We start from the raw sequence: 11,800 nt of genomic DNA on the forward strand, positions 1-11,800 counted from the left end.
CGCTTTCTGGACCCCTCGCACGCGAAACGGCCCATCCCCCCCGCGACCGGGAGATCGTCATGACCGCAGCGCTCGAGATAGCCGGCCTGTTCAAGGCCTTCGGAGAGAAGGTGGCGGTCGATCACGTCGACCTGACCGTCCCCCAGGGCTCCTTCTACGGGCTGGTCGGCCAGAACGGAGCCGGCAAGACCACCACTTTGGCCATGGCCGTCGGACTGCTCAGGCCCGACAGCGGCGGGGCCCGGATCTTCGGGGCCGACGTGTGGTCCGATCCGGACACGGCCAAGGCGCTCGTGGGTGTGCTCCCCGACGGTCTGGCCATGCCGGAGCGCCTGACGGGACGCGAGGTCCTGACCTATCTGGGCCTGCTGCGCGGCCTGTCCAAGGATGTGGTGGCGGAGCGGGCGGGCGAGCTGCTGGAGGTCCTCGAGCTCGACTCGGCGGAGAACACCCTGGTGATCGAATACTCCACCGGGATGCGCAAGAAGATCGGGCTGGCGACCGCGCTGCTGCACGCGCCGCGGCTGCTGGTGCTGGACGAGCCCTTCGAGGCCGTCGACCCCGTCTCCGCGACGACGATCAAGGGGATCCTCCGCGGTTTCGTCGCCGGCGGGGGATCGGTCGTGTTGTCCAGCCACGTCATGGCGCTCGTCGAACAGCTCTGCGACCACGTCGGGGTCATCGACGAGGGGCGGGTCGCCGCCGCCGGCACGCTGGAGGAGGTCCGGGGTTCCGGCTCGCTCGAGGACGCCTTCGTCGAGCTCGTCGGCGCGTCCGGCGCGGGGGCGAAGGAGCTGACATGGCTGTCGCGCTGACCATGGCGGCCATGAAGGTGGCCGTCCTGCGCAACTCGATGAACAGCCAGAAGGCCGGTCTCGTCGTCGCAGGAGCCGTGCTCGGCCTCATCCTGGCCGGTGGCACCATCGCCGTCGCGTTCGTCGGCGATCCGAACGCGGGCTCGGTCACGGGGTGGCACACCGGAGACCTGCTGGCCGCCGCGTACGCGGTCTGGATGCTCGGCTGGATCTTCGGGCCGGTCTTCATCGGAGGCGGCGACGAGACCCTGCGCCCCGAATACTTCACCCTTGTCGGGCTGCGGCCCCGGCGCCTCGCCTTCGGGCTGCTCACCGCGTCCTTCATCGGAGTCGCCCCGGCGGTCAGCCTGGTGGCCCTGGCCGCACTGGTGGTCTTCGGCGTGCGCGTCGGCTCGGCGGTCCCGGTGCTGATCGCGCTCCCGGCAGTGCTGCTGTCGCTGGTGGTCTTCGTCCTGCTGTCCCGCGTCGCGACCGCTGTCATGGGGCTGGCGCTGCGGTCGCGGGTCGGCGCGATCGCAGCGGGGCTCAGCAACGGCGTGATTCTCGCCGCGCTCGGTCAGGGGTGGGTCTTCTTCGTCGCCTTCCAGCAGGTGGGCGGGATTCCGCCCACGGCGTCGGCCATCCTGCGGTACCTCCCGTCCGGCTGGGGCCTGATCGCCGTCGAGGCGGCCGCCGAAGGGGCGTTGCCGCGCGCGGCCGCCGCGCTCGCCGCGATGTGCCTCCTGATCGTGCTGCTGCTGGGCGCGTGGGCGGCGCTGCTCACCCGGCGCACCTCCGCGGCCCGGCCGTCCGTCCGCGGCAGGCGGCCGATGACGGCCGCGTCCGCACAGGGCGCAGTCGTGGCCAAGGAGTTGCGCACCTGGACCCGCGACCTGGTGCGCAACCACCAGCTCACCTTCGCCCTGGCCTATGCCGTCTTCTTCACCTCGTGCATGCTCTTCATGGGCATGAACGGCCTGCTGCCGTACACGGGCGCGGTCTTCATCCTCATGGCGGGCGCGATGTCGGCCAACCTGTACGGCACGGACGGCACGGTCCTGTGGCTCACCCTGATGACGCCGGGGGCCTCCGAGGTCCGGGGCCGGCAGTGGGCGTGGCTGCTGACCGTCGGCCCGGTGGGCCTGGCGCTGACGGTCGCCGGCGCCGCGATCACAGGCGGCCCGTGGCCGCTGCCGCTCGCCCTGACAGCCGCCCTGCTCGGCGGCGCGGCGGGCATCGTCCCGCTGATCTCGGTCTACGCGCTCGTGCCCGGCATCGATCCGCACCGGCGGGGCGGCAATCCGCTGCGCTCCTCCGAGGACGACGGCTCGCTGACCGGCCTCGCCTACGCCGTGATCGGGCTGGGCGGGCTCACCGGCGTGCCCGCCGGACTGGTCGCCTCCTCCTACGGCTGGCCGGGAGTCGCGGTGGGGATCGCGACCGGGGCGCTGTGCGTGTGGGGGTTGGGCGCGCTGGCCGAGAGCAGGCTGGGATCCCACGGCCCCGAGCTGCTGCAGACGATGCGCACGGGCAAACGTGCGCAGTCCGCGTCGGCGAGGTGGAAGAAGTTCGACGACCTGCCGAAGCGCGACCAGATCATCGCGACCGTCGGCTGGTCGTTGGGCGCGATCCCGCTGTTCCCGCAGGGCATCGTCGCCGGCGTCCAGAAGGCCAACGGCACGACGGAGAAGAGCTGGTTCCTCGCCCTCCACGTGCCCGACCCGTGGGGATGGCCGGTGGTCGTCTTCATGGTCCTGCTCGGCATCGCCATGTACGGCGGGGCGTTGTGGGTCTCCTACCGCCCGCGCCCGAAGGAAGAGGCGGTCGCGGCGGCGGCGACCTAGGACCCGTTCACGCGGGTTGCTCGGCGACGCGCTCGGCGAGCACCCGCAACTGCTCGGCCGCGTGGCTGCCGTCGACGGCGGTGAACACCAGCAGCCGCAGGTCCTCGCTCTCGCTGGCGAAGGTCTGGCACTCGAGCTCGATGAGGCCAAGCTCGGGGTGCACGATCCGCTTGCTGTCGAGCCTGCGCACGGCGACCTCGTGCCGGTCCCACAGGTCGGCGAACTCGCTGCTCTCGTGACGGAGCCGCTCGACGAGTTCGTCGGCGTACGGGTCGGCTCCCCGGCGCGCCAGCCCGGCCCGGAACTCGGCGACCTGGACGCGGCTGTGGTGGTCGTGCTCCTCGGCGGGGTAGATCCGGCGGGCGGTGGGGTCGGTGAACCAGCGCCACAGGAAGCTCCGGGCGAAGCCGGTGAAGTCCGTCTGGTCGCCCAGCAGGGCCCGCGCCATCCGGTTCTGCGCGGGGATCTCCGCGAGGTCGGTCACCACCTGCGCGGGGGTGTCGTGGAGCCGGTCGAGCAGGCGCAGCGTCGCGGCGCGCACCGGCGCGGAGGACACCTGCCGGAACGGCGCGTTGTAGCCGGCCAGGCGGTAGAGATGGTCGCGCTCGTCCGGATCGAGGCGCAGTGCCCTGGCGATGGCGGAGACCATCTGCTCAGAAGGCTGGGAGCCGCGCTGCTGCTCCAGCCGGCTGTAGGAGTCGACGGACATGCCGACCAGGATCGCGACCTCCTCGCGGCGCAGCCCCGGGGTACGGCGACGCGTCCCCATGGCGAGGCCGAGCTCACGGGGATGGAGGGATTCGCGTCGGCGGCGGAGGAAATCCGCGAGTTGCGGCCGGTCCACGCGTCCAATGTAAGCGGGCCCGGGCAGTGCCGACGTCACCCGGGCGCCTGCCTCGCCGCCGCAGCGGGGGAGAGACTCTCCCTGGATAAACGAGCCCTGCCGCACTCGCGCGGGGGATCCCATCATCGGGATGTCGTCCGTGCCCCGCGGACGGCCCGGGCGCAGGCGCCCGGTTGACTGACGAAGGATGAGGTTTCCCCCATGGAGGCTCGCAAGCTCGGCGCGACCGGCCCGGTGGTCTCCGCGATCGGACTCGGCGCGATGGGCATGTCCGACCTGTACGGCCCGGCCGACGAAGCGGAGAGCATCGCCACGATCCAGGCCGCGGTCGACGCCGGGATCACCCTGATCGACACGGCCGACTTCTACGGCTCGGGCCACAACGAGATGCTGATCGGCCGGGCGCTCAAGCCGTACCGGCGCGAGGACGTGACGATCAGCGTCAAGTTCGGCTCGAGGCGTGATCCGTTCGGCGGCTGGGGCCAGGTGGGCTCCGACGTGAGCGCCGCGGCGGTCAAGGACCGGCTGGCCTTCACCCTCCGGCGGCTGAACACCGACTACGTCGACATCTACCGCCCGACGCGGATCAACCCGCAGATCCCGGTGGAGGAGACCGTCGGCGCGATCAAGGAGATGGTGGAGGCGGGACTGGTCAGGAACATCGGCCTGTCGGAGGTGAACGCGCGGACGCTCCGCCGCGCGGCGGCGGTCCACCCGATCAGCGACCTGCAGATCGAGTATTCGCTGGTGTCCCGTGGAATCGAGGCCGAGATCCTGCCGACGGCCAGGGAACTGGGCATCGGCGTCACCGCGTACGGCGTGCTCTCCCGTGGTCTGCTGTCGGGGCACTGGACCCCCGATCGACGGCTCACCACTGGCGACTTCCGCGCGACGAGCCCCCGCTTCCAGGGTGAGAACCTGGAGGCCAACCTCAGGCTGATCGAGGCGCTGCGGGAGGTGGCCGGCGACCTGGGCGTCACGGTCGCCCAGGTCGCCATCGCCTGGGTCGCCTCGCGCGGCGAGGACATCGTGCCGCTGGTGGGCGCCCGCCGTCGCGACCGCCTCGGCGAGTCGCTCGGCGCCCTTTCGCTGACACTCGACCAGGAGGCGCTGGCCCGTATCGAGAGCGCCGTGCCCCTGGGCGCGGCGGCCGGCAACCGGTACGCCGACGCCGTCCTCCAGACGATGGACAGCGAGCACTGACGATCCGCCCTCCGGCCCCCCGTCTGGCCCGCTCCGCCGGGTGCGGGACGGGACGGGCCGAGCCGGTCAGCCGCCGAGGTTCTCGCGACCGTGCGGAGCCTCCCAGTCGGCTTCGCGCGGTTCCACCTCGATGCGGGCCGGGCCGTCGTTGAGGAACGAGGCTCCGGTGAAGCGGAAGGATCCGAAGTCGGTGGTGGTCCGGAACGCGTCGTGCTGATAGAGGTCACGGGCGTAGGCCCACAGGTGGGGGAAGCCCGTCAGCGGACGCTCGCTGATCTTGCCGAGCGGGTTGTACCCGAGGTCGAACCGGGCGAGGGTCACCCACAGCCGGACGTCGGACTCCGTGATGTGGTCCCCGAACAGGAACCGGCGGTCCGCCAGCCGGGCGTCGAGGTCGTCCAGGGTCGCGATCAGCGTGTGGCGCAGTTCGTCGTAGTCCTCCTGGGTGGTCGCCCCGGCGACCCGGTAGGTGCCGTTGTTGACCTTGCGGTAGATCTCGTCGTTCAGCGAGTCGATCTGCGGCCGCAGGTCTTCCGGGTAGAGCCGGACGGCCGGGTCGCCCCACTCCTCGAACTGGGTGCCGAGGTCGATGGTGATGTCCGGGAAGTTGTTGCTGACGATCTTTCCGGTCGCCCGGTCCCAGAGCACCGGCACCGACAGGTGGCCCGGATAACCCGGTTCGGTCGCGTCGTAGGCCTGCTGGAGGAACAGGAACCCGTTCACCGGGTCGGCCCCGCGGCGCTCACGGAACGCCCATCCGCGGGCGTCCCGCTCGTCGTCGACGTAGGAGAGCGAGACCGCCCCGTCGAGGCCCTTGAGCGAGCGGACGATCGCTGTGCGCTGCGCCCAGGGGCAGAACCACCCGACGTAGAGGTGGTACCGGCCGGGCTCGGCGGGAAAGCCGCTCGACCCGTCGGCGGTGATCCGGCCCTGGAAGGGGTAGCGCGGGCGGTTGAACCCCGAGGCGGTGTCGATCCGCCCCGGCCCGTAAGGACCGTGGGTCTCGATGTCCACCGGGGGCGCGTATACGGGGGATCGCGAGGGTGCGGTCATGACGTCACCTTCCGAGCAGTGGCCGGTTGTGTCTCATCAAACCCTTGATTCCTACCAGAGGAATATGAAATCTGTGATCCGTAACTGTGATCGTCCCCGTGCGGCGCCGGGGGTTCAACCCCGCCCGGTTTCCCGTGCCGGAGCCGATGTGAGGTGATCCTCACAATGTCGTGAAATATCCCGTTAACCCAATGATGTCAGGATCTTCGGGGACTGACAGAGGGGTGGGCAGTGACGGCTCTGGATCATCGTTACCGTGGGGAACATCCGGTCCGGACGTTGGCCTACCTGTTCAGCGAGGACCGCCGGGGCATCGCCGTCGCCGTCGTCGCGTTCATGGTGAAGCACAGCCCGACCTGGACGCTCCCACTGATCACCGCCAACGTGATCGACGTGCTGGTGGCGCACCGGCCGGTCGCGGAGTTGTGGGTCAACACGGGCGCGCTGCTGTTCCTGCTCGTCCTCAACTATCCCGGGCACGTCCTCTACGTCCGCACCATGCACGGCGCCATCCGCCGGATGGGCACCCGGGTCCGGTCGGCGCTGTGCCGCCGCATGCAGGACCTGTCGATCGGCTACCACGCCAGGGTCAGCGCCGGAGTCCTGCAGACCAAGGTCATCCGCGACGTCGAGGTCGTCGAGCAGATGGCGCAGCAGGCGAGCGACGGTGGACTGGCCGCGCTCGCCATGCTCGCCGGCGGCCTGGGGGTGATCGCGTTCAAGGTGCCGCTCGCGCTGCCGGTCTTCCTTCTCGTCGTCCCGGCAGCCTCGGTCCTCGTGATGCGCATGCGCGGCCGGATGAGGTCCGACAACGAGAGCTTCCGCCAGGAGGTCGAGCGGCTCTCCTCGCGAGTGAGTGAGATGACCACGCTCATCCCGATCACCCGGGCGCACGGGCTGGAGCAGGACGCGCTGCGCCGGGTCGACCGCACCCTGAGCAAGGTCCTGCGCACCGGCCTGCGTCTCGACCTGGTCAACGGCAGGTTCGGCTCGCTCGCCTGGATCATCCTCAACATGGTGGGGGTCGGCTTCCTCGCCGGGTCGGCGCTGGTCGCCTACTACGGCGTGCTGCCGATCACCCCGGGCGACGTGGTCATGCTCAGCACCTTCTTCGCCACCCTCACCACGGCGGTCACCACTCTGATGAGCCTCACCCCCGTGATCGGCAAGGGACTCGAGGCGGTCCGGTCCATCGGAGAGGTGCTCGAGGCGCCCGACCTGGAGCAGAACGCGGGCAAGGACGAGGTCGCCCAGGTCACGGGCAGGATCGAGTTCCGCGACGTGTCCTACGCCTACGAACCGGGCCGTCCGGCGATCGAGGATCTCGACCTCACCGTGACGCCGGGCGAGACGGTCGCGCTGGTCGGCGCGTCGGGCGCGGGCAAGTCCACCGTGCTCAACCTCGTCATCGGCTTCCTGCGGCCCACGTCGGGTGCGATCCTCCTGGACGGCAGGGACATGGAGACCCTCGACCTGCGGACCTACCGGCGCTTCCTGTCGGTGGTGCCCCAGGAGTCGATCCTCTTCGAAGGCAGCATCAGGGAGAACGTCACCTACGGCATGCGCGACGTTCCGGAGGAGACCGTACGGGTGGCGCTGCGCGACGCCAACGCCCTGGAGTTCATCGACCGGCTCCCGGACGGGCTGGACACGGTCGTCGGCGAGAGGGGCGCCCGGCTGTCGGGCGGCCAGAAGCAGCGACTGGCCATCGCCCGCGCGCTGATCCGCGACCCCCGGGTGCTGATCCTCGACGAGGCGACCTCCGCGCTCGACTCGCATTCCGAGGCGCTGGTGCAGGAGGCGCTCGCCCGGCTCGTGGCCGGCCGTACCGTCTTCGTGGTCGCGCACCGCCTGTCCACCATCCGCGGCGCGGACCGGATCGTAGTGATGGCCGACGGGCGGATCGCGGAGATCGGCTCGCACGACGACCTGCTCCGCGACGGCGGCCTCTACTCGGGGTTGCAGGCGGCGCAGGCCGGCTGAGCGTCGAGGAGCCGCCGGGCGTCGCGGCGCGATCGCAGGCGCACGAACCGCAGGTGGGCGTGCTCACCGGAGGCAGCGGCCCGTGCGTAGCGGTCCCGGTAGACGCGGTGTCTCGTCCACGCCCACATCACGACGCTCTCATGCGGATCGAGTGTGGTGAGGTTGCGCCAGCGCTCCCTGTTGCCGTTCCACAGTTCGGCCCCGGTGGCGGCCCTGCGCAGCGTGCGGGTGACGACCTGCCACATGACGACGGCCCGCGGAGGATCGAGCCAGACGACCGTGTCGGCCCTGGCCCACAGCAGATCGCGCACGGCGCTGTAGTTGCCGTCGACGACCCACGTGTCCTGCGCGGCGAACTCGGCCACCCGGCGGCGGAACTCGTCGTCGGGCAGCGGCTCCCAGCCCGGCTGGTGGTACCACGAGTCCAGCTCGACGTGCGGCGCACCGAGCCTGCCGGCCAGGAGACGCGCGAACGTCGTCTTGCCCGACCCGGAGTTGCCCACCACCGAGACCCTGCGCATCTGCTCCACCCTCCGGGACCCTGGCCACCGGCCGCGCCGCGCGGATATCGTGCGCGTACGGGCGAGGTGAGGAGCCTACCGATGACAGTGCGCGACGGCGATTCGGTTTCCGGCGTCGTCTGAACGAATGGGCGCCGGAAGGTAATCACCCTTCCCACCCATTGGAGCCTGTTTTGCGTGCCTCCGTCACGTATTTGATCATTCGCGGCTCGGCGGCCTTCGCCGCCGGCTGCGCTTTCACCCTCAATCTGGTGTACCAGGCGCAGGTCGCCGGTCTCGGCCCTCTCCAGCTCGTCATCGTCGGCACGACGCTGGAGGTCGTCTGCCTGGTCGCGCAGGTGCCGACCGGGGTGCTGGCCGATCTGCGCAGCCGCAGGCAGTCGGTCGTCGCCGGGTATCTGCTGTTCGGGACCGGCGTGCTGATCGAGGGGACGGTTCCCCGGTTCGGTGCGATCCTCGCGGCCAACGCCGTACTGGGCGTCGGCTGGACGTTCGTCGACGGCGCCCTGGACGCGTGGGTCGTCGACGAGGTGGATCCGGCACACCTGAACCGCCTTCTCGTGCGCGGCGCGCAACTCGGCCAGGCGGCGACCGTGGCCGGCATCGGGGCCTCGGTCTGGCTGGCCGGATTCGGGCTGAACGTCCCGCTCGTCGTGGGCGCGGCCGTCTGGCTGGTCCTCGGCGTCGTCCTCGCCGCCGCGATGCCCGAGCGAGGCTTCCGGCCGCGCACGCGGCAGGCGTGGCAGGGATCGCTGCGCTCGATGCGGGACCAGGCCGGTCGCGCGGCCGCCACGGCCCGCAGAAGCCGCCCGATGAGGTTCATGCTGGCCGCGGTGTTGCTGACGGCCTTCGCGAGCGAGGGCGTCGACCGGCTCGGGCAGGTCCACTTCGTCCAGACCTGGAGCACTCCGGCGTACTGGTTCGGTCTCATGGCCGTCGCGGCGATGGCGGGGGCGGCCGCGCTCACCGAACTGGTCCGAAGGCTGACCGACCTGACCGACCCGGCACGTACGGTTCGCGCCCTCGCCGTCCTGCAGACGGCGGGCGCGGTCGCGACGGCCGCGTTCGCGCTGACCGGCGCGTTCTGGGTCGCCGTCCTCGCGTGGGCCGGGGCGGGCATGGCCCGGTCGGCGGCCGAGCCGGCGCGCGCCGCATGGCTGGCCCGGCAGACGGAGCCGACGAGCCGCGCGACGGTCTACTCGCTTGTCGCGCAGGCGGATTCCGCGGGCGAGCTCATGGGAGGTCCGCCCGTCGGAGTGCTCGCACAACGCGTGTCGATCGGTGCCGCGCTCGCGGCGTCGGCGGCCGTGCTCGTCCTCGCGGTGCCGTTCCTCGCCGCCGCGGGGCGGCGGCTACCAGTCGCCGGTCCACTCCGTGACGACCTCGGCGCCGTCGAGACGGCAGCGGAGGCGGAACGGACCGCGGGCGACGCCGCCGCAGATGAAGCGGCCGAGAGAGTCGGCGCCGACGGCGACCCGATCCCCGGCTCCCGTTCCCGCGCCTCCGCCGGTCTCGCCGCCGGACCCGGGGAGCGTCTCGATCGTGATCTCGGCGGGGCGCGACGGGACGAGACGGCCGACGAACGTGGAGCCGGTGGCCCCGTGCACGACCTCCACCTCGACGGTCGTCGCGCCCCATTCGTAGGCGAGCAGGCGCGTCCCGCTGCCCGTCCGGACGGGCAGCGGCCCGGCGAGTGAGTCGTAGGTCAGCCGGGCCAGCTCGTCGTCCATCGCGCGCAGCGCATGGGCGGCCGCCGCGGCACGGATGAGAGAGGAGGGGAGGGAATCCATGAACTCGACGGCCCGCGACAGGGTGCCTGCGAGTCGGTCGTCATCGGGGTTCATGGATCCCTCGCTCGTCTGCGGCGCGAGAGCCGCCGCGAAGAGGCTCGTGGACGGACGTGCCGATCAGGTCGCGCGGGAGAAGGCGGACGTGGACGTCTCCTGCCAGCCGGGCGGCAGGATGACGGCGACCTTCTGGTCGAAGACCGTCCCCGCGCCCTGGTTCCGGGCGATGAGCGCGTCGGCCGCCTCCCGGGGGTCGCGCAGGCCGTTCTCCTGCATGTAGTTGACGATCGACGCGACCACGATGGGAGTGGAGAAGGAGGTGCCGCTCCACCTGGCCAGGCCGGTGAAGGAGGTGTGGTCGGCGTCGGACGACGGCTGCCCCTGGTCGAGGCTCAGCAGGCCCGTGTGGCGGGGGAACCGGCAGGTGCATTCGTACTGCCTGTACGGGTCGAGGTGCCGGCAGTTCGCGTACGTCGAATGCTGATAGACGTACTCGGGAGGGGTGGAGTCGATCGCGGTGAAGGCGTGGAGGAGCCGCTCACCCGGAGCGTAGACCCGGACCCACGGCCCGTGGCTGGTGAAACAGGCGCCGTCCGTTCCGTCGGAGCGCAGCGCCCCGACGGAGACGACCGCGTTCGCGTACTTGGGCAGCGCCGCGTACGCGGCGGGCACGAACGGCTTGTCGTTCCCGTTGTTCCCGGCGGCGGCCACCAGCAGGGTGCGCCGCGCCATGAGCTGCTCCATGAACCCTTCGAGGCCCTTGAGTTCGTCGACGGCCGCCGTCGGGTCGTCGGAGGGGGTCAGCGTGCCGGCGGAGAGGCTGATGATGTCGGGCCAGTCGTCTCCGAGCACCTCCAGCAGCCGTTCGCCGAGGTGATGTTCCAGCAGGGCGCCCTTGCCGACCAGCCCGTTGTCGACCCTCACCGCGGCGTGGGGAGCCACCGCCTTGATGATGCTGGCGATGAACGTGCCGTGGCCCGCGTACAGGTCGAGGACGCCGTCGTCGCCCTCGAGCCTGTTGGTCTGCCCCTCCGGGTGGGTGACGTCCGCCAGCCAGGGGTAGGACGCGTAGCCGTCCACGAGTCCGGTGTCGACCACCAGGACACGCACCGGTCCGTCCTGGCCCGGAGGAGGAGCCATCGGGTTCCGCGGCGGGTTCAGGGCCCGCTCCGCGTCCGCCACCCTCTCCGGCAGCGTCAGCGCGACGAAGTTCTGCGGTGTGACTCCCACGGGGAGGGCCTGCGGGTCGGGCTCGTCGTTGGGACAGCAGTTGACGTTGGCGATGTGGACGACGTGGTTGCGCGTGGCCAGCGGCTGCCCGGTGCGGTTACGCGCCCTCCCCAGCGCTTCGAGCGCCGGGGCGACCCCCCAGTCGGAACTCACGTCCTCCATGGAGTCGTCCCCGACCTGGATCCGGTAGACGTCCGACCTGCGGCGCACGTCTCCGTCAGCCGGCCTGATCTGGTCCTCGCGGCCCTGGGACACCGATCGCAGACGTCCAATGACCTCGTCCAGATCGTAGGACCGGGCGATCACGTGTCCCTTCTCGTAGATGGACTCCCCGTCGCCCACGGCGAGCTGAACGCCCTCGGGCATCGAGGCCTGGATCTGGTCGAATTGCTCTTTGAACCTGTCCGCCGCCATGGGGCCGCTCCTCGCTGAAGCCTGATGTCTGGTCGTCATGAACGAGAGCCGCGGACCGGCCGTCTGATACATCCGCGATGCGCACGGAGGGTGGACGTGCCGGTCACTCCATGTCTAACATCGAGCC

The 11,800-nt window shown here is 71.0% G+C and carries 9 protein-coding genes; 5 read left to right on the top strand and 4 right to left on the bottom strand.

All coding sequences use genetic code 11. The features are described from left to right. The first annotated feature begins 59 nt into the window (after positions 1 to 59). Complete coding sequence (locus tag Pka01_RS17250) at positions 60 to 815, top strand: ABC transporter ATP-binding protein (protein ID WP_203883797.1); 756 nt, start codon at positions 60 to 62, stop codon at positions 813 to 815. Further along, complete coding sequence (locus Pka01_RS17255) at positions 800 to 2,638, top strand: hypothetical protein (protein WP_203883798.1); 1,839 nt, start codon at positions 800 to 802, stop codon at positions 2,636 to 2,638. The genes Pka01_RS17250 and Pka01_RS17255 overlap by 16 nt, the downstream gene beginning before the upstream one ends. 7 nt (positions 2,639 to 2,645) lie before the next feature. On the opposite strand, the gene Pka01_RS17260 is transcribed toward Pka01_RS17255, so the two are convergent. Beyond that, on the bottom strand, positions 2,646 to 3,482 hold the full coding sequence (locus Pka01_RS17260; RefSeq protein ID WP_239115071.1) for a helix-turn-helix transcriptional regulator: 837 nt from the start codon (positions 3,480 to 3,482) through the stop codon (positions 2,646 to 2,648). A 201-nt stretch (positions 3,483 to 3,683) separates the two neighbouring features. Here Pka01_RS17260 and Pka01_RS17265 point away from each other — a divergent pair, with 201 nt between their 5' ends. Further along, on the top strand, positions 3,684 to 4,685 hold the full coding sequence (locus tag Pka01_RS17265) for an aldo/keto reductase (protein WP_203883799.1): 1,002 nt from the start codon (positions 3,684 to 3,686) through the stop codon (positions 4,683 to 4,685). A 66-nt stretch (positions 4,686 to 4,751) separates the two neighbouring features. On the opposite strand, the gene Pka01_RS17270 is transcribed toward Pka01_RS17265, so the two are convergent. Further along, positions 4,752 to 5,738, bottom strand: coding sequence for a glutathione S-transferase C-terminal domain-containing protein (locus Pka01_RS17270; protein WP_203883800.1), 987 nt, complete (start codon positions 5,736 to 5,738; stop codon positions 4,752 to 4,754). A gap of 231 nt (positions 5,739 to 5,969) precedes the next feature. Between Pka01_RS17270 and Pka01_RS17275 the strand changes: the two genes are divergently transcribed. Then, on the top strand, positions 5,970 to 7,721 hold the full coding sequence (locus tag Pka01_RS17275) for an ABC transporter ATP-binding protein (RefSeq protein ID WP_239115072.1): 1,752 nt from the start codon (positions 5,970 to 5,972) through the stop codon (positions 7,719 to 7,721). Here Pka01_RS17275 and Pka01_RS17280 read toward each other — a convergent pair. Next, positions 7,688 to 8,242, bottom strand: a complete 555-nt coding sequence (locus Pka01_RS17280) for a P-loop NTPase family protein (RefSeq protein ID WP_203883801.1) — start codon at positions 8,240 to 8,242, stop codon at positions 7,688 to 7,690. The genes Pka01_RS17275 and Pka01_RS17280 overlap by 34 nt on opposite strands. Before the next feature lie 173 nt (positions 8,243 to 8,415). Here Pka01_RS17280 and Pka01_RS17285 point away from each other — a divergent pair, with 173 nt between their 5' ends. Further along, positions 8,416 to 9,939 carry an MFS transporter gene (locus Pka01_RS17285; protein ID WP_203883802.1) on the top strand — a complete coding sequence of 508 codons (1,524 nt, stop codon included), beginning with the start codon at positions 8,416 to 8,418 and terminating at the stop codon, positions 9,937 to 9,939. Positions 9,940 to 10,149: 210 nt separating this feature from the next. Here the strand turns inward: Pka01_RS17285 and Pka01_RS17290 are convergent, their stop codons facing one another. Next, on the bottom strand, positions 10,150 to 11,673 hold the full coding sequence (locus tag Pka01_RS17290; RefSeq protein WP_203883803.1) for a S8/S53 family peptidase: 1,524 nt from the start codon (positions 11,671 to 11,673) through the stop codon (positions 10,150 to 10,152). Between the last annotated feature and the right edge of the window lie 127 nt (positions 11,674 to 11,800).

This window comes from Planotetraspora kaengkrachanensis, assembly GCF_016862895.1.
GTDB lineage: Bacteria > Actinomycetota > Actinomycetes > Streptosporangiales > Streptosporangiaceae > Planotetraspora > Planotetraspora kaengkrachanensis.

Excerpts from the sequence above, each read along its gene's own strand:
- Pka01_RS17280 (WP_203883801.1), bottom strand. The coding sequence starts at position 8,242 with ATGCGCAGGGTCTCGGTGGTGGGCAACTCCGGGTCGGGCAAGACGACG.
- Pka01_RS17255 (WP_203883798.1), top strand. The coding sequence starts at position 800 with ATGGCTGTCGCGCTGACCATGGCGGCCATGAAGGTGGCCGTCCTGCGC.
- Pka01_RS17265 (WP_203883799.1), top strand. The coding sequence starts at position 3,684 with ATGGAGGCTCGCAAGCTCGGCGCGACCGGCCCGGTGGTCTCCGCGATC.
- Pka01_RS17250 (WP_203883797.1), top strand. The coding sequence starts at position 60 with ATGACCGCAGCGCTCGAGATAGCCGGCCTGTTCAAGGCCTTCGGAGAG.
- Pka01_RS17290 (WP_203883803.1), bottom strand. The coding sequence starts at position 11,673 with ATGGCGGCGGACAGGTTCAAAGAGCAATTCGACCAGATCCAGGCCTCG.
- Pka01_RS17270 (WP_203883800.1), bottom strand. The coding sequence starts at position 5,738 with ATGACCGCACCCTCGCGATCCCCCGTATACGCGCCCCCGGTGGACATC.